General features: G+C 62.3%; 14 protein-coding genes. 12 read left to right on the forward strand and 2 right to left on the reverse strand.

What is annotated here, in order from left to right:
* Positions 1 to 22 precede the first annotated feature (22 nt).
* From MRY75_RS11585 to MRY75_RS11625, 9 genes are all read left to right on the forward strand, one after another.
* Positions 23 to 721 (forward strand): SIMPL domain-containing protein, encoded by a 699-nt coding sequence (locus MRY75_RS11585; RefSeq protein WP_292307929.1) that lies wholly within the window; start codon positions 23 to 25, stop codon positions 719 to 721.
* A 77-nt stretch (positions 722 to 798) separates the two neighbouring features.
* Positions 799 to 1,803 carry a hypothetical protein gene (locus MRY75_RS11590; protein ID WP_292307930.1) on the forward strand — a complete coding sequence of 335 codons (1,005 nt, stop codon included), beginning with the start codon at positions 799 to 801 and terminating at the stop codon, positions 1,801 to 1,803.
* Positions 1,804 to 1,963: 160 nt separating this feature from the next.
* Positions 1,964 to 3,838, forward strand: coding sequence for a DUF4214 domain-containing protein (locus MRY75_RS11595; RefSeq protein ID WP_292307932.1), 1,875 nt, complete (start codon positions 1,964 to 1,966; stop codon positions 3,836 to 3,838).
* A gap of 83 nt (positions 3,839 to 3,921) precedes the next feature.
* Positions 3,922 to 4,587, forward strand: a complete 666-nt coding sequence (locus MRY75_RS11600; RefSeq protein ID WP_292307934.1) for a Crp/Fnr family transcriptional regulator — start codon at positions 3,922 to 3,924, stop codon at positions 4,585 to 4,587.
* Between the two features lie 122 nt (positions 4,588 to 4,709).
* Positions 4,710 to 5,594, forward strand: a complete 885-nt coding sequence (locus MRY75_RS11605; protein WP_292307936.1) for an MBL fold metallo-hydrolase — start codon at positions 4,710 to 4,712, stop codon at positions 5,592 to 5,594.
* Positions 5,595 to 5,659: 65 nt separating this feature from the next.
* Positions 5,660 to 7,339 (forward strand): bifunctional protein tyrosine phosphatase family protein/NAD(P)/FAD-dependent oxidoreductase, encoded by a 1,680-nt coding sequence (locus MRY75_RS11610; protein WP_292307938.1) that lies wholly within the window; start codon positions 5,660 to 5,662, stop codon positions 7,337 to 7,339.
* 87 nt (positions 7,340 to 7,426) lie between these two features.
* Positions 7,427 to 9,166 (forward strand): SulP family inorganic anion transporter, encoded by a 1,740-nt coding sequence (gene sulP / locus MRY75_RS11615; protein ID WP_292307939.1) that lies wholly within the window; start codon positions 7,427 to 7,429, stop codon positions 9,164 to 9,166.
* Positions 9,167 to 9,195: 29 nt separating this feature from the next.
* Positions 9,196 to 10,164 carry an SLAC1 anion channel family protein gene (locus MRY75_RS11620; RefSeq protein ID WP_292307941.1) on the forward strand — a complete coding sequence of 323 codons (969 nt, stop codon included), beginning with the start codon at positions 9,196 to 9,198 and terminating at the stop codon, positions 10,162 to 10,164.
* A gap of 202 nt (positions 10,165 to 10,366) precedes the next feature.
* Positions 10,367 to 14,905, forward strand: coding sequence for a Hint domain-containing protein (locus tag MRY75_RS11625; protein WP_292307943.1), 4,539 nt, complete (start codon positions 10,367 to 10,369; stop codon positions 14,903 to 14,905).
* A 197-nt stretch (positions 14,906 to 15,102) separates the two neighbouring features.
* Here MRY75_RS11625 and MRY75_RS11630 read toward each other — a convergent pair whose 3' ends face one another.
* Complete coding sequence (locus tag MRY75_RS11630) at positions 15,103 to 15,447, reverse strand: DUF6525 family protein (RefSeq protein WP_292307944.1); 345 nt, start codon at positions 15,445 to 15,447, stop codon at positions 15,103 to 15,105.
* A 14-nt stretch (positions 15,448 to 15,461) separates the two neighbouring features.
* Positions 15,462 to 16,490, reverse strand: a complete 1,029-nt coding sequence (locus MRY75_RS11635) for a zinc ABC transporter substrate-binding protein (protein WP_292307947.1) — start codon at positions 16,488 to 16,490, stop codon at positions 15,462 to 15,464.
* 56 nt (positions 16,491 to 16,546) lie between these two features.
* Between MRY75_RS11635 and MRY75_RS11640 the strand changes: the two genes are divergently transcribed.
* Genes MRY75_RS11640 through MRY75_RS11650 form a run of 3 tightly spaced genes read left to right on the forward strand, consistent with a single transcriptional unit; the run spans position 16,547 to position 18,626 of the window.
* The gene (locus tag MRY75_RS11640) at positions 16,547 to 17,065 is read left to right on the forward strand and encodes a transcriptional repressor (protein ID WP_292307949.1); all 519 of its coding nucleotides are present in this window, start codon (positions 16,547 to 16,549) and stop codon (positions 17,063 to 17,065) included.
* Entirely contained in the window at positions 17,062 to 17,838 is a 777-nt protein-coding gene (locus tag MRY75_RS11645) for a metal ABC transporter ATP-binding protein (protein ID WP_292307951.1), read from the forward strand. Before MRY75_RS11640 ends, MRY75_RS11645 begins: the two co-directional genes overlap by 4 nt.
* On the forward strand, positions 17,838 to 18,626 hold the full coding sequence (locus MRY75_RS11650; RefSeq protein ID WP_292307953.1) for a metal ABC transporter permease: 789 nt from the start codon (positions 17,838 to 17,840) through the stop codon (positions 18,624 to 18,626). The genes MRY75_RS11645 and MRY75_RS11650 overlap by 1 nt, the downstream gene beginning before the upstream one ends.
* The last annotated feature ends 46 nt before the right edge of the window (positions 18,627 to 18,672 follow it).

Genomic DNA, 18,672 nt, shown 5'->3' on the forward strand with positions numbered 1-18,672 from the left:
GAATTGCAAAATAGAGGTCATCATGCCCAAAGTCACAGGTTTCTTTGCTGCGCTGCTTTTCGTGCTCGGAATTTCGCCGCTTTGGGCCGACCCGACAGGTCAGATCACCGTCACCGGAGAAGGCAGCGTTTTTGCCGTTCCTGACATGGCCGTCATCACCATGGGGGCGGCTGCCGAGGCGGAAACTGCCAAATCCGCGATGGATCAGACCTCGGTCATCACCGGGGCGATTCTCGATCGGCTCAGTGAAGCGGGGATCGTAGAACGCGATATCCAGACATCCGATCTCCGTCTGATGCCGGTATGGTCGAACCGGTCCGCGTCGCAGTCGCGCCCCGAGATCGAGGGCTATTCCGCGTCCAACCGCGTGACTGTCCGGGTGCGTGACCTGGACGCGCTTGGCGGCATCCTCGATGCGGTCCTCGGCGATGGGGCAAATCAGCTCGACGGGTTGCAATTCATGGTGTCCAATCCCGAGCCGCTCCTTGACGAAGCGCGGGTCAAGGCGGTTGCAGCCGCCCGTGCACGGGCCGAGCTTTTTGCAACGGCGGCCGGGGTTGAACTGGGACCGCTTCTCAGCCTGACCGAGGCCGGTGCGCAGACATACAGGCCCGAGTTGATGGGCATGGCGCGCATGGCCGAGGAGGCGGTGCCGCTGGCACAGGGCGAGGCCGAGTTGCGCGCGAATGTGACACTTGTCTACCAGATCCTGTCTGAATGATCTGGGCTCTATGACGGACGGGCCAGCCTGCCTATAGTGGCTGCAAAAAGACACGAGCAGCACGCCAGAGGAACCGCATGGCCCGCCGTCCGGCACGAACCGAAACCGTCAATGTCCTGATCGTCGGGCAAATGGGCCGCCTTGCTTACGAGGCGCTTCTGTTTGCCCTGTCACTGCGCCGCAACACGCGCGACCCGCGTTTCCGGCTTTTCGTGGCCGAACCAAAGCCCGGCCCCAAGTGGAAAACCGATCCCAGCATCAGGCCTGAACCGCTGCGGGACATGATCGAAGCACAGGGCGCGACGATCCTGCCGTTCGAGGCCCGACATTTTGGCAGCGACTATCCTTATGGCAACAAGATCGAGGCGCTCTTTGCGCTGCCGAAGGGCGAGCCTTTCGTCTTCTTCGACACCGACACGCTGGTCACGGGCGAACTTGGCGACGTGCCGTTCGATTTTTCCAAGCCCGCGGCATCGCTTCGTGTCGAAGGGACATGGCCGCAGATCGAACTCTACGGGCCGGGGTATTCGGACATCTGGAAATCGCTTTACGACCGGTTCGGGCTCGATTTCCAAAGCTCCCTCGATCTGTCGCAGCCGGACGAGTACTGGCGGCGCTATCTCTATTTTAATGCCGGGTTTTTCTATTACAGCTGTCCGCATGTGTTCGGGCAGATCTTTCTCGACATGGCGCTGTCAATCTGGAAGGATCCACCGCGCGAACTGGTTTGTCAGCAATTGACGCCATGGCTCGACCAGATCGCGCTGCCCCTCGTGATCCATTCGCTGGGCGGCGGGCGCGACGCGCTGCCCGAAGGCTATCTCGACGGGGACACGACGGTGCATTATCGGAACATGCCGCTCCTTTTTGCGCGCGAGAGCGATGCGGTGGTGGAATTGTTGACGGACCTTGCGGCACCCAACCCGGTGAAGCGGTTGCTGAAGGATTACGAGCCGTTCAAGCGCATGATCTACCAGAATCGCGGCCAAAAGGTGCGCGCGCTATTCGACCGGGATCACCTTCCCAGCCGGGAACAACCGATCCGGCAAAAGATCAAGAAAAACGGATTCTGGATGGTCTGACATGGGCGGTCCGGACGAAAAAATGGTTGTGCGAAAACTGTTTACATATCCCTGCCATAGCTTAACCTGACGCGTGAGAGTCCTGTCCGGTGCCGCCATGACGCGCATCGGAACGGATTCTTGTGCGCATAGTTTCGTTACGCATTCTCCGGAGACCAAGATGGCGTTTCTTAGAGCAGTCACTTCCGAGCCAACCGGCAATCCCATCATCGACGTTCTGGTCGACGGCTATGCCTGGGACCTGTCCTTCTCAAGGACGATCTCATGGGCGTTGGCGGACGGTCTGAACCCCGAACATGTCTGGGATGACCGCGCCGGCGCCATCCAGACCTTTTCGGCGGCTCTGGCCTCGATCGAACAGTTCATCAATGTCGAATTCGACTACGTGGGCGATTTCACGAGCCCCATCGTTGCCGGGGAGGCAGGCGCGGATCTGGTTTACACGCTCGACAATTCCGATGTGGATGATGGCACGCTTGCCTATGCCTATTATCCGGGAGCCGAGCCCTTTACCCAGTTCGAGCAATATTCGACCGAGGGCGGCGACGTCTTCATGAACTTCAACAACGACATCATTGCGGGATCGAGCTTCCGGCCCGGATCCGAAGGGTTCCTGACCGTCATTCACGAGATCGGACACGCGCTCGGTCTGAAGCACCCGTTTGACGGCAGTCCGGGGCGGCCGACGCTGGACGAGCTCGATCAGACCCTCGTGCGCGACCTCGATTGGTTTTCGATCATGTCCTATTCGGACCAGTTCGAAGAGGAATATGAACGCTGGGATCCGGCCACGCCGATGATCCTCGACGTGTTGGGGCTTCAATATCTCTACGGGGTGAACACGGCGACGAATGCCGGGGATACGACCTTGGCGTTGACGACCGAGGATTATTATTACACGCTTTGGGACGCCAGCGGGAATGATCGCGCGGATGCTTCGGGCCAGTCGCAGGGCTGGACGATTTTCCTGCCGGATTTCGCGGCGACGCCCTTGGTCGACACGCTTACCGGCTTTGCCCTGCCGTCGGACCAGTTCAACGATACACTGGTGGAGTCCGCGCCCACGGAAATGATCTGGCTGATGGGCGATATCGAGAACGCCACCGGGTCGGCCTTTAATGACTGGATCAACGGCAGCGCGCTTGACAACGATCTGCGCGGTGGGGCCGGTGATGACGAGCTGGAAGGCTACGGCGGCAACGACACGATCGACGGCAATGACGGGATCGACCTTGCGTATTTCCTGGGCGACCAATCGTCCTACACGCTGACCATCGGGTCCGACGGGATCACCGTTCAGGACCGACGTGCCGACGGGGCGGGGACGGATACGCTGCGCAATGTCGAATTGGTGGAATTCTACACCGACACCGACCGCGCGACCCTCGACCTGCAGCGGTTCGGCGGTCCGGCGGGGTTGTCCGCAGAGGATCTGCAAAGCTTCATCGAGCTTTACATCGCCTATTTCAACCGCGCGCCCGATGCGCTGGGGTTGAACTTCTGGGGCACCGCGTTTGCGAATGGGACGTCGCTGCAGGAAATGGCGGCGCTCTTTGTCAATCAGGACGAAACCCGCGCGGCCTATCCCGAAGGTTTGTCGAACGAGGATTTTGCGACAGCGGTCTATGACAATGTGCTGGGGCGGACCCCGGATCCCGAGGGCTACGAGTTCTGGGTCAACGCGCTCAACTCCGGTGGCATCGGACGGGATGTCTTCATCCTTGGTGTTCTGGAGGGAGCTAAGGCGGATCCGGGGCCGGATGCGACGCCCGACTTCATCGCGCAGCAGCTTGCGGATCGTGAATTCCTCGCCGACAAGACGGATATCGGGGCGCTCTATGCCGTGCATCGCGGCATGTCGGATGTGCCCAACGCGATAGCCGTCATGGCGGGGTTCGACGGGTCGGACAGCAGCCTTGCCGAGGCGGTGGCTTCGGTCGATCAGTTCTATGCGGCGGCGCTCGATCCTGACGACGGCGCGTTCCTGATGCCGCTCGTCGGCGTTCTGGACAACCCGTTCGACGCCATCGCATGATGCACATCCGGGCCGCGTATGCCCAAGCGGCGGGCGCGGCCATCCTGATGGCTGTGCCTGCCTGACATTACCGGGAGGAGCCCATGGCCGACGCCGTCTGGATCGACCGCTTTCAGGGATTGAGCCGTTTGCCGGACCCGGTGAAGGCGCAGCTTGTTGCGGAAAGCGCGGTCATGACCGTGCCTGCCGGAACGGCGGTCTTCGGCCCCGGGGCCGTTCCTGACAATCTGCTGTTTCTTCTCAAGGGACGCGTGCGCGTGCAGCAAACCTCGGAAAGCGGGCGGGACATCGTGCTCTACCGGGTCGAGGCGGGGGAAAGCTGTGTGCTGACCACGGCGTGCCTGCTGGCGCACGAACCCTATTCGGCGGAAGGCATCACCGAAACCGAGGTGACAGCCGTGGCGATCCCGCGCGGTGCCTTCGACCGGTTGATGGCGGCGTCGCGGGAGTTTCGCGAATTTGTCCTGACCGCCTATGCGCGGCGGATCACGGACCTCTTTCGCGTGATCGACGATGTGGCCTTTGGCCGGATCGACGTGCGGTTGGCGGGCCGGTTGCTGAGCCTCGCGGTGGACGGCGATGAACTGGCGACCACGCATTCGCAGCTGGCAACGGAACTCGGCACGGCGCGCGAGGTGATTTCTCGGGTGCTTAACGATTTTCAGAAGCGCGGCTTTGTCGCCCAGTCGCGCGGTCGGATCACGCTGCTGGATCGCGGCAGCCTGTCCCGTCTTGCGGACAGTGCCTGACCCCGGTCGCTGCGACTGAACCCTCGTATTTGGGGCGCAGCGGCCCCAAGGTGACAATATCACTGAACGGGGGCGGGCATAGGCGTACCACAGGATCAAATCTGATTCTGGAGGACCGCACAGTGACCCAATATCCCGTGAACATGACCGTCACACCCGAGGTGTCTGCCCATTTCGACGAGGCCACCAACACCATCAGCTACATCGTGAAGGACCCGACTTCGAACGCCTGCGCGATCGTCGACAGCGTGATGGACATCGACTATGCCGCCGGTCGCATCACCTATGACCATGCCGACGCGCTGATCGCAGAGATCGAGCAGCGTGGACTCAAGCTGGAATGGATCATCGAAACCCATGTCCATGCCGATCACCTGTCGGCGGCGCCCTATATCCAGCAGAAGCTGGGCGGCAAGATCGGCGTCGGGTCGAAGATCATGGTCGTGCAGGACACGTTTGGCAAGATTTTCAACGAAGGCACCGAGTTCCAGCGCGACGGCAGCCAGTTCGACAAGTTGTTCGAGGACGGCGACACCTACACTATCGGCAACATGGACGCCTTTGCGATCTATACTCCCGGCCACACTCCGGCCTGCATGGTGCATGTGATGGGCAACGCCGCCTTTGTGGGCGATACGCTGTTCATGCCCGATGGCGGTTCGGCCCGCGCGGATTTCCCGGGCGGGGATGCGGCCACGCTTTATGACAGCATCCAGAAGGTGCTGGCGCTGCCCGACGAGATGCGTCTCTTCATGTGTCACGATTACGGCCCCAATGGCCGCGACATCCAGTGGGAAACCACTGTGGGCGAGGAAAAGGCACACAACATCCATGTCGGCGGCGGCAAGACCAAGGACGAGTTCGTCACCTTCCGCACCGAGCGCGATGCCACGCTCGATATGCCGAAGCTGATCATTCCGTCGCTTCAGGTCAACATGCGTGCCGGTGAGGTTCCGCGCGACAAGGATGGCCGTCCGATGCTCAAGGTGCCGGTCAACGCACTCTGACGCTTCGAACATCGTGGCGGCGCACGCCGCCACGTCCTTTCACGCACGCAGACGAGGCTTTCGCGATGCAATTGAACAAGATCACCGACGCGCTGACCGTCAGCTCGCAGATCTCCGCCGGCGACATTCCGGCACTGAAAGAGGCCGGGTTCCGGTCGATCATCTGCAACCGTCCCGACGGTGAAGCCGCGGATCAGCCGACCCACGAGGAAATCGAAGCCGCAGCAAAGGCCGCCGGGCTCGAGACACGCTATCTGCCGATCCGCGCGGGGCTTGTGCAGGACGAGGATGCCGTGGCCTTCGGTGCGGCGTTGCGCGACCTGCCCGGGCCCGTGCTGGCCTATTGCCGGACCGGCACACGCTCGGCCACGCTCTGGTCGTTGAGCCAGGCCAAGGCCTTGCCCATGGTCGAGATCCTTGGTGCAACCAAGGCTGCGGGCTACGACATGAACGGTGTTGCCCGGCGTATCGCCAATGGAGGCAAGACGCCGACCGATACCGGGGATGCCAAGTTCGACGTGGTCATCGTCGGCGGTGGGGCCGGTGGCATTTCCGTTGCCGCCAGCCTCAAGGCGCGCAAACCGGGCCTGTCGGTGGCCATCATCGACCCGGCGGACATCCACTATTACCAGCCCGGCTGGACCATGGTCGGCGGCGGCATCTTCGAGGCGCAGGACACCGCCAAGACCATGGGATCGCTGATCCCGCAGGGGGTGCTTTGGATCAAATCGGCCGTCGCGGCCTTCGAGCCCGAGAACGATGCGGTGATCCTCGATGGCTGCCGCGTGGTGAAATACGACCGTCTGGTCGTCTGTCCGGGCCTCAAGCTTGACTGGAGCAAGGTGGACGGACTGGAAGAGACCTTGGGCCGCAATGGGGTGACATCGAATTATCGTTACGATCTCGCACCTTACACGTGGCAGCTTGTCAACGGCATGAAGCAGGGCCGTGCGCTCTTTACACAGCCGCCGATGCCGATCAAATGCGCCGGTGCGCCGCAAAAAGCGATGTACCTGTCGGGCGATGCCTGGTTCCGCAAGGGTGTGCTTAAGAACATCGACATTCAGTTCATGAATGCGGGTGGCGTGCTGTTCGGCGTCAAGGACTACGTTCCGGCGCTGATGGAGTACGTCAAGAAATACGATGCCTCGCTCAACTTCTTCCACAATCTGATCGCGGTTGACGGTCCGGCGAAGACAGCCACCTTTGCGGTCAACGCCCCGGACGCCGAGCCTGCCACGGTGACCGTGGAGTTCGACATGCTGCATGTTTGCCCGCCGCAGACCGCGCCAGATTTCATTCGCGTGTCACCGCTCGCCGATGCGGCGGGCTGGGTGGATGTCGATCAGGCCACGCTGCGGCACATACGCTATGACAACATCTGGTCGCTGGGCGATGTGATGAACGCGCCAAATGCGAAAACCGCTGCCGCCGCACGCAAGCAGGCGCCGACCGTTGCGGACAATATCGTGGCGGATATCCGGGGCCGGTCGGCCGTGGCGCAATATGACGGCTATGGCTCCTGTCCGTTGACGGTGGAGCGGGGCAAGATCGTGCTGGCCGAGTTCGGCTATGGCGGCACGCTCAAGCCCAGTTTCCCGAGTTACCTGATCGACGGCACGAAACCGTCCCGCGCGGCGTGGCTGCTCAAGGAAAAGCTGCTTCCGCCGATCTATTGGAAGGCGATGCTCAAGGGCAAGGAATGGATGGCCAAGCCCGAGAAAATCAAGGTCGCAGCCGAGTAAACCGTATGCTGCGGCCGGTACGTGCCGCATAACAGACCTGACGGGCAGGGCCATCCGGCTCTGTCCGCGACCAATTCGAGACACCCCATGCTGAACCATCTTCGCGGCTACTTTCCGATCCTCGACTGGGGGCGGAGCTATGACCGGAACGCGTTTTCCAATGACATGATCGCGGCGGTGATCGTGACGATCATGCTGATCCCGCAATCTCTGGCCTATGCGCTGTTGGCGGGTCTGCCGCCCGAGGCGGGGATCTACGCGTCCATTGCGCCGATCATCCTCTATGCCATCTTCGGCACAAGCCGCGCCTTGGCTGTCGGACCGGTGGCCGTGGTGTCGTTGCTTACAGCTTCCGCTGTGGGTCAGGTCGCCGAGGCCGGGACAGCCGGTTACGCCGTTGCGGCGCTGACGCTGGCCTTTCTGTCCGGCGGGTTCCTTGTCCTGCTGGGTGTGCTGCGTCTGGGGTTTCTTGCGAATTTCCTCAGCCATCCCGTGATTGCCGGGTTCATCACGGCGTCGGGCATCCTGATCGCGGTCAGCCAGTTGAAGCATATCCTGGGCGTGTCGGCGCATGGGCACACGCTGCCGGAGATCGTGGCCTCGCTCTGGGTGCATCTCGGCGATACCAGCGTGCTGACTGTGGTGATCGGGGTGTCGGCCACGGCCTTTCTGTTCTGGGTGCGCAAAGGGTTGAAGCCGCTGCTGCGTAAGCTGGGCGCTTCGCCAAAGCTGGCCGACGTACTGACCAAGGCGGGCCCTGTGGCCGCGGTGGCCGTCACGACCCTCGCGGTCTGGCTGCTGGGTCTCAACGACATGGGCGTGAAGATCGTGGGCGAGGTGCCCCAAGGCCTGCCTCCGCTCACGCTGCCCAGCCTGTCGCCGGACCTGATCGGCCAATTGCTGATGCCCGCGATCCTGATTTCGATCATCGGGTTTGTCGAATCCGTGTCGGTGGCGCAAACACTTGCGGCCAAGAAACGCCAGCGCATCGACCCCGATCAGGAACTCATCGGGCTGGGTGCGGCCAACCTTGGTGCGGCCTTTACCGGGGGCTACCCGGTGACGGGGGGCTTCGCGCGGTCCGTGGTCAACTACGATGCCGGTGCCGAAACGCCGGCAGCCGGTGCCTTCACCGCAGTCGGACTTGCCATTGCGGCCGTTGCGCTGACCCCGCTGGTCTATTTCCTGCCGACCGCAACCCTTGCCGCGACCATCGTGGTGGCGGTTCTGAGTCTCGTCGATTTCTCGATCCTCAAGAAGACATGGGGTTATTCCCGGGCCGATTTCGCTGCGGTCAGCGCAACGATCCTGCTCACCCTGACGATGGGCGTCGAGGTGGGGGTGGCCTCGGGCGTGGGCATTTCGATCCTGCTGCATCTCTACAAGACCTCGCGTCCGCACGTGGCCGAAGTCGGGCTTGTGCCGGGCACCCAGCATTTCCGCAACATCCACCGTCACAATGTCGAGACAGATCCGTCAGTCCTGACGCTGCGAGTTGACGAGAGCCTCTATTTCGTGAACGCGCGCTTTCTTGAAGACATGGTGCAGGCGCGCGTGTCCGAAGGATGTGCCATCAAGAACGTTATCCTGATGTTCTCGGCGGTGAACGAAGTGGATTTCTCGGCGCTGGAGAGCCTCGAGGCGATCAATCAGCGCCTGACGGAACTTGGCATCGGGCTGCATTTGTCCGAGGTGAAGGGGCCCGTCATGGATCGGCTCAAGGCGACCCACTTCATTCATGAGCTGAACGGTCGCGTGTTCCTGTCGCAATATGACGCTTGGCGCGCAATGCTGCCGCCGGTCGACACGGACAAAGCGGCAGAGTAGTCAGAACACCACCGTCCGGAGACAGAGACATGACCCAGACATCGACGGAAACCCCTGTGCCCCACAACCGCCTCGAGCATTTCCCGGTGGCGTTCTTCAGCGCGGTGATGGGGTTGATGGGCACGTCTCTGGCGGTCGAGGCTGCGGGGTTTGCCACGCTCGGTCATTGGGTTGCCGGGTTTGCTCTGCTGGTTTTTGCCGCACAGAGTGCGCTCTACGGGCTCAAGGCCCTGCGCTATCCCCGCGCCGTCGCGGCAGAATGGAACCACCCGATCAAGCTCGCCTTCTTTCCGGCCATCAGCATTTCCCTGCTTCTGGGCGCCATTGCCCTGCGCGGGACAGAGCCGGACCTTGCCGCGATCGTCTGGGTCATCGGGGCGTCCGCGCAGGCTTTGCTGACATTGGCCATCGTGACAAGCTGGATCAGCCATCGCGGCTTTGGCGTGGGGCAGATGTCACCGGCATGGTTCATCCCGGCGGTCGGCAACGTCAACGCACCGATTGCGGGCGTGACTCTGGGGTTTGAAGAGGCCAGCTGGTACTTCTTTTCCATCGGGCTGATGTTCTGGATCGTCCTGCTGACACTGGTGTTCAACCGGCTGGTGTTCCACGATCCTTTGCCGGGCAAGTTGCGCCCGACCCTGACCATCCTGATCGCACCGCCCGCCGTGGCCTTCCTCGCGTGGCTTCAATTGAACGGGGGCGTGCTCGATGCGCCGGCGCGCATCCTTTACAACCTGGGTCTGTTCTTCGCAGCATTGGTGCTGGTTCAGCTGCCGGGGCTTCTGAAGCTGCCGTTCGCGCTGTCTTTCTGGGCGCTGTCCTTTCCCGTCGCAGCAATGACAATTGCGTCCTTCCGCTACGCCGCACTGTCCGGAGCGATGTTGTTTCAGGTCATCGGCTGGACCCTTCTTGGACTGTTGGCGGCGATCATCACAGGTCTGGTGTGGCGGACCGCGATTGCCGTGGGTCGGGGCGAGATCTGCCAGCCGGAATGATCTGACCTTCGGATCGCACAGCGGCCCTGACACGAAAGAGCTGTCCGGCGCGCTTTGGCGCGCACGATCCGTCTTTCGCACATTTGACCCGGTGGTCTGACCTCTGCCAGTTGGGCGAGAGCAAAAAAATGTTCAGCTATCCTTAAGAGTTCGCGCCTAACAACCGTTTGGATGTTGAGGCGCATCTTTGGAGTCGCATTGAATGGCAACGACGTTTGAAGTCATTTTCCTAGGCACGTTGCCAGTGATCGATACGGTCCAGGGCAACGAGATCGCCGAAAATGCGGCTGGGTTGCTTGGTTCCTACGGAACGTCCGCAAACCCGCTGAGCGAAAGCATCCAGACGCTTTCACCCAACTACCTGCTCGTTGATGACAACGCCACCTACGACACGGACAACCGTGATTTGCTTGGCCTGCTAGCCGAGTTCGATTCGTTCCGCATCAATGGTGGCGCGCCTCAGAATTTCGACGCGCTTACCGTTTATGACGCCACCATCACCTATTTCGACGGAACGACGGCAACGATCTCGGCGGTCGTCTTTCAGGATGTCAACGGAAACACCTACCTCGCGCCGGAACTGGCGCTGAATGCCGATCAGGCAGCGCTCACGGCCAAGCCGATCACCTCGCTCAGTCTGAATTCCGTACTCCTTGACAATGGCGACTTGCAGGCCGACCGGATCGCGGGTGATTTCAAGACCGTGGTCGACGGGACCGCGGGCAATGACGTCATCACCCAAAGCTCTGGATATGTCGACGGCGAAGGCGATTCCATCACCAGCGGCGCCGATTTCGTGCTGGCGGGGGCGGGCAACGATTCAATCGACACCGGTGATGGCAACGATGTCGCCTATGGTGAGCTTGGAAATGACACCATTCTGGGGGGCAATGGCAACGACACACTGTTTGGTGGCGACGGAGCGGACCGGCTGATTGGTGGCAACGGCAATGACAGCATTTCCGGCGGCACGGGTGACGACTATATCGAAAGCGGGGGCGGGACCGATACAATCGACGCGGGCGACGGCAATGACGTTATTGCGGTCTCTGACGATCACGGCACCAATTTTATCGATGGCGGCGGTTGGTATGACCAACTCGTCTTCGCCACTCCGACCAGCACGGCGGGTGTCACCGTCACCTGGACCGGCGACGGCACAGGCACTTACGACTTCAACGCCACGACGGCTTTCGGTGTCTTCACCAGCATCGAGCAATCCTCCGGCACGATCTACGCCGATACATACAACGCCTCCGACGACAGCGCGGGCACGTCTGTCTATGCGCTTGCCGGTGACGATACGCTGATCGGCGGGTCCGGGGCTGACAGGTTTTTCGGCGAAGACGGCAATGACTCGGTCCATGCCGGCGCCGGGGCTGACACGATTGATGGCGGCGCGGGTGTGGATTACCTCAAGGGCCAGTCCGGAGATGACAGCATTGTCGGTGGCAGCGGTACCGACACACTGACCGGCGATTCCGGAGCCGACACGCTGGACGGCGGTCTGGACAACGACAGTGTCGCCGGGGGCAGCGGGGCGGACAGCCTGCTGGGTGGCGACGGCAACGACAATATCCGCGGCGACAACATGTGGCTCAACCTCGCGGATTACCCGTCGACGGTGGGCACCGCGACCACGCTGACAGTGACGAACACGGCCGAAGGACCGATCGAGCTGTGGTTCCTCAATTCCAGCGGCGTTCTCGAATTCCGGCAAAGCATCAATCCCGGTCAGACTGTCACACAGGCGGCGACCACGGGCGATAACTACGTCCTGCGGACGCCAGACGGGTTTTATCTCGAACTCATCGAAGGGGGCAATCAAACCGTCGTCTACGGCGCAGACGGGTTGAATGACACGATCGACGGCGGCGCGGGCAACGACACAATCTATGGCGAATTCGGAGATGACAGCATCTTCGGCGGCGATGGCGCGGATCTGATTTATGGCGGCTATGGCAACGACTACATCGACGCCGGACAGCAAGGCGATACCGTCTATGCCGGCTTCGGGAACGACACGATCGATGTGAGTGGTGGCTATGACCTCGCCTATGGTGAAGCTGGCGACGACCTCCTCATTGACGGGTCGACGGCAACCTTTGCCACGACCCTCTACGGCGGTGACGGCAACGACACGATCCAGTCCGGTTACGGAACGGGCGCTGCGCAGTATTTCGGCGATGTCGGTGACGACCTTTTCGAGGATCGTGGCGGCACGAACCAGACCTTCATGGGGGGCTTTGGCAGCGATACCTACGTCGCGCTTGCCGACATCGGCAATGACACAATCATTGGTGGCGAAGACACGTTTTCCGGCTCGGATGTCGACACGATCGACCTGAGCGCGCTGACCACTCCGGTCACGGTTACATACACCGGCGACGAGGCCGGAACGATCACCGACGGCACCAACACGATCACCTTCAGCGAGATCGAACACCTGATTCTGACCGGTGGAAACGATACCCTGCGTGCCGGTGCCGATGGCGTGGGTGTTTCGGTCGAAGGCCGCGAAGGAAACGACCAGCTTCTGGGCGGAAGCGGGAATGACACCCTCGACGGAGGGGAGGGCAACGACCAATTCGACGGTGGCGCTGGCGACGACAGCATGCTCGGTGGCGCGGGCGGTGACAGCTTCACTGTGGCCTCTGGTGCTGACACCGTTATCGGTGGGACAGGCCGCGATGCAGCTTATGTCGGTGACGGGTTCAATGGCTCAGTCCTCGATTTTGGTGGTGACGAGATTGCCATCAACAACGGGTCTTTCAGCGAAGTCCTGAGCTTTTACGACGTCACCACATCCGTCGACATCGTTTTCACCTCCGGCATCGGCGGGACGGCCACCAGCGGAGCAGGCGAAAGCCTGACATTCAGTTACGCTGACGGTTTCGAAGGGGCCTGGGGCGTTGGTGGGACATTCGACGCCAGCCTCGCCGCCTTTGATGTGGTCTTCTACGATTACGGAGGCACGACATCTGTCACAGGGTCGGCATTTGATGACCTCCTTGCCGCCTATGCTGCGGACCCTCTCAGTACCACGGACCGATTCTACGACGGCGGCGCCGGGAACGATACGCTTGATACCGGTGACGGCAACGACACGATCCTTGGTGGCGACGGCAATGACGAAGTCGTAGCTCGCGGCGGCAACGATAGTGTCGATGCAGGAGCCGGTTCGGATATTGTTTACGCAGGCAGTGGCAATGACAGCGTCGATGGCGGCAGCGGCGACGATCTGCTGTATGGCGAGGCGGGCAACGACACACTGGTTGCCGGTAACAACACCGGCGCAGGCGACACTTTGCTGGGCGGGTCTGGCGACGACCTTCTGATCGACAGCTTCTGGAATGCAACGCTCGATGGCGGTACCGGGAACGACACCATTCAGGTCGGCTACGGGGCCGCCACCGTCACTGGCGGCGAAGACGTGTCGGGCACGGATGTTGATTGGGTGTCTTTCAGTCTTGCCGACGATGCGGCAACGGTCACGTTCTCTGGCGACGAAGCGGGCACTTACACGGACTCGGATGGGGACAGCGGGAGCTTTACCCAGATCGAAGGCGTCATCGGGTCGAACCAGGCCGACAGTGTCGACGCCACTCTGGATTCAAGCGGTGTCTTCCTGTCGGGCATGGGCGGCGATGACACGCTTCTCGGTGGGACTGGCGACGACATCCTGACCGGGGGCGATGGCGCTGATGTTCTGACCGGTGGCGACGGCGCCGATGTCATTCTTGCCGAGGCGGGCGCTGACACCATCTCGGCCGGCAGCGGCAATGATTACATCGAGGGCGGCACCGGCGACGACCTTCTGTCTGGAGGCGACGGGGATGACTATTTCACTTACAATGCCGGGGACGGGCTCGATACGATCTCCGATTTCAACAGTGGAAACTCCGGTGCTCTGCTGGACGGGGACACCAACAACAACGACTTCATCGACCTGTCGAGCTATTACGACTCCGTCTTCGAGATATGGGCGGACCAGGCCGATGACGGTGTTCTGAACCAGTCAAACCTGACGGACACCAAGGGCAACACAACCGATTATTCCGACAATCTTCAGTTCGGAGCAGGGGAAGGCATTGTCTTCACCGGCGCTACGGCGGACAGCAGCTTTTTCGCCACCGACAATACCGGTGTGGTCTGTTTTGCCCGAGGCACGCTGATCCTGACCACACAGGGCGAGGTTCCGGTCGAACGTCTGTCACCCGGAGCGATGATCGTCACCCGTGACAACGGTCCGCAACCGCTCGTCTGGCTGGCCTCCCGGAAGCTTGGTCGTGACGAACTGGCGCGTGCGCCCAAGCTGCGCCCAATCCGTCTGGCCCCCGATCTGGTCGGGGCGCATACGCCGCTGATCGTGTCGCCACAACACGCCGTGCTGTTTCGCGACGATGGTGGGGATGAAACGCTTGTCCGGGCGACCCATCTGGCACGGATGCGCGGGGGCAAGGCGCGGGTGATGCAGGGGTGCCGGCAGGTCGGCTATTTCCATCTTGCGTTCGAGGCGCATCAGATAATCTTCGCAAACGGCGCCGCGACGGAAAGCTTCTACCCCGGGTTCCAGGCCATGTTGGGGCTCGAGACGAGCGCGCGTCTCGAGCTTGCTGCGCTGTTCCCCGATCTTGTCCCTGCCTGCGCCGAGGACAGCTACGGCCTTCATGCGCGCCCCATCGCACGCTATCGCGACTTGCCCGACCACTTGGGCGCCCTGTCCTGCGTCGCCGTATGAATCAATCGCCGAATAATCAGGGATTTCCGCTGTCTTGACCGGCGCGCACCTGATTCCGGGGGTCAAGCTTCAGAGGTCTGAGACAGTCGCTGGGGGCTCCTCATTCTGTTCCATGGCGGCTCACGCCCCGGCCTATTGCGGGCGGCAGCCGCGTCTTGCGGACACTACTGGCTGTCCTCCATGCGCGCGGCGCCCCGTCAGGCCGTGCGCCCTGATGTTCCGCGCAGCAGCGGATGATCCGGTCCCCAGATGCGGCTGACATCCCGCGCCACCAGTTTGGCCTGGATGCGGTCAAGTTCGGTCAAGGCGCGGGTCGGATCCTGTGTGCGTGCCAGCGCCTTGAGAAAAGCGCGGCGGGCCGACGTCGGATGCCAGGGAAGCATCGCTGTAGCCAGCCAGGCGCGCAATTCGGCGGGCAGGGCATCGAAGTCACGCATCGGCTGGCCCCGACGCCGCGCCCGCTTCAGGCTGGTGGTTCCACGGTTCGAAGGCATGGTCATGTCGCGCTGATGGGGCGATGCGCCGGTTGACGCAGGGCGCATCGTCCCCCTTGTGGTCAGAGGCAGTCGGCCAGGGTGAGGGCCAGATTGCGCAACACGGTCGGATAAAGATCGGGGCCGGGTTCGAGGTTCGATCCAATCGGGTCGAGCACGCCGGTCCGGGCTTCGGAGCCCTCCATCACGGCGGCCACGATCTTGGGATCGAATTGTGGTTCGGACAGAACACAGCTGACGCCCTGATCGCGAACGCGATCCTGAATCTCGGCAATGCGCGCGGGGCTTGGGTCGGTTGCGTCCGAGACCGAGATCGCGCCCGAGGCCGGGATGTCGAAGGAGGTTTCGAAATACTGATAGGCGTCGTGGAAGACAATGAAGTTGCGCCCACGCACCGGGTCGAGGATGCCGTTGATCTCTGCGCGCAGGGTATCGAGATCGGCACGCGCTGCCGCCGCATTCGCAAAATATGTCCCCGCGTTGTCCGGATCGGCCGCCGACAGCTTGGCCGCAATGGCGTTCAGCCAAACCGCGCCATTCTCCGGTGACAGCCAGGCATGCGGGTCATGGTCGCCATAGTCGTGCCCGTCGTGGTCGTGCCAGTCATGCCCGGCTTCCGCTGTCTCGTGACCATGGTCGTGATCGTGATCGTGGTCATGGTCGTGATCGTCTTTGGCATGCGCGTCATGGTCCTCATGCCCGTGTTCGTCATCGCCGTGCACATGCGCCTCGAACAAGGCGCCTTCACGGAAGGGCAGTTCGGTCGTGCCGTCCACCTCCAAGAGCGAAGTCACGGTCGCGGCCCCGGCCAATGTACCGATGGCATCCTCCATCCAGGGCGTCAGGTCCGGGCCAATCCAGAACACAAGTTCTGCGTCCTGAAGGGCGGCCGCTTCGGACGGGCGCAGGCTGTATTCATGTGGTGTCGCACCGGGTGCGATGATCAGGGCAGGGGTCCCCACACCCGCCATCACCTGTGCCACAAGCGAATGCACCGGCGCGATATCCGTGGCCACGCGCGGCACATCGGCCCAGGACGCGGTGGACAACAGACTGGCGGAAACAGCAAGCGGGACAAGGTTTCTGGACATCACCAACTCCATGTGATTTTATAACGTTACGCGTTCGATACAGGAAATGTAATAACATGACAAGTGGCGACACGAGCCATCCCAGCCCTGCAACCGAACCGGTTGGGTTCGAGACCCATGATCATGCCGGCTGCATTGCTTCCGCTCTTGCGGCGGCGGACGCCCATTGCCAGCGGGAAGGTTTGCGCTTTACGCCGGTCCGGCGGCAGGCGCTCGAGATCCTGTTGCAGGAACACCGGGCCATCGGCGCCTACGAGATGCTTGACCGGTTGCGGGACGCGGGGTTTGGATCGCAGCCGCCCGTGGCGTATCGCGCGCTTGAATTTCTCGTGGCGCATGGATTCGCGCACAAGATCGAGCGGCTCAATGCCTTTATCGCCTGCGCCCATCCGGGGGCTGAGCATTCGCCTGCCTTCATGATCTGTCGCCTGTGCCAATCGGTGGCCGAGGCGCAGTCCACACCGAGCCGGGGCGCTCTGGGCGATGCAGCGCGCGCGGCCGGGTTCCAGATCGAACGCACCGTTGTCGAGGCCGAGGGTCTCTGCCCGAGCTGTGCTGAAAAGGCCGACGCATGAGCCTGATGTCCATGGATCATATCAGCGTCGGCTACGGCGCGAACACGGTGTTGCGGAACGTGTCCCTCGCCATCGAACCCGGCGAGATCGTGACGATCGTCGGTCCCAACGGCTCGGGCAAGACCACGCTGTTGCGCGCCTTGATCGGTGCGGTGCGTCCGGCTTCCGGCACGATCAGCCGAAAGCCCGGTCTTCGGATCGGCTATGTCCCACAGAAGCTGCATATCGACCCGACATTACCGATCACCGTGGAGCGGTTCCTGCGCCTGCCGGGGGGGCATACCAATGTGGCGTGCGCCCGCGCTCTGGAGCAGGCGGGCGTGCCGGACCTGTCCCAGCGGCAGATGTCCGGCTTGTCTGGCGGCCAGTTCCAGCGCGTGCTGCTTGCGCGGGCGCTTATCGAAACGCCGGACCTGCTGTTGCTCGACGAGGCGACGCAGGGGCTCGACCAGCCAGGATCGGCGGCATTCTACCGACAGATCGAACAGGTGCGGCAGGACACAGGCTGTGCGGTGCTTATGATCAGCCACGAACTCCACGTCGTGATGAGCGCATCCGACAGGGTGGTCTGCCTGAACGGACATGTGTGCTGCGAGGGCACACCCGAGATCGTATCCGCCGCTCCGGAATACCGCGCGCTTTTCGGGACCGGAACGGGCGGCGCGCTCGCCCTTTACCGGCATGAACATGACCACGCCCATGACGACACCTGCGATCATGATCATGATCACGGGACCCATGGGCACAGCAAAAAGATCGAGGCGGCCGAGTAATGCTGGATGATTTCATGACCCGTGCGGTTCTGGCAGGGGTCGGCGTGGCGGTCGCTGCCGCGCCTTTGGGCAGTTTCGTGGTGTGGCGGCGCATGGCCTATTTCGGGGACGCCACCGCACACGCGGCCATTCTGGGTGTCGCGCTGTCGCTGGCGCTGCAGATGTCGATCTTCGCCGGTGCCCTTGCCGTCGCATTGGTCATGGCCCTGACCGTGACGCTGCTGTCGGGGCGCGGCTATGCGATGGACACGCTTCTCGGGGTGCTTGCGCATTCCGCGCTGGCCTTCGGGCTGGTGGCGGTCTCGTTCCTGTCGGGTATCCGGATCGACCTGATGGCCTACCTGTTCGGCGACATCCTCGCGGTGTCGCGGTCCGATCTCGTGGTGATCTGGGGCGGAGCGGCGCTTGTCGTGGGGTTGATGGCGTGGCGCTGGTCGGCGCTGCTCACCGCGACATTGAGCGAGGAACTGGCGCATGCGAGCGGCATCGACCCGCGGCGCGAGCAATTGATCCTGACACTGGCGCTCGCGATCACTGTGGCCGTGGCGATCAAGGTCGTCGGTGTGCTGTTGATTGCCGCCATGCTGATCATCCCTGCCGCCGCCGCCCGTCCGGTCTCGCGCACGCCGGAGCAGATGGCGCTTGTCGCGGCCGGGATCGGCACGCTGTCGGCCATGGTGGGGCTGCAATCGGCCTACCTGCTCGACACGCCCGCAGGTCCTTCGATCGTCTGCGTTGCGGCCATCGCGTTCCTGGCAACCAGCCTCATGCGCGGGCTGCGCGCCTGACGCCATCGAAGCTGTTGCCATTTAAGGGAAATGGCGGAGAGACAGG

The sequence above is a fragment of the Marivita sp. genome (assembly GCF_022763305.1).
Taxonomy (GTDB): Bacteria; Pseudomonadota; Alphaproteobacteria; order Rhodobacterales; family Rhodobacteraceae; genus Marivita.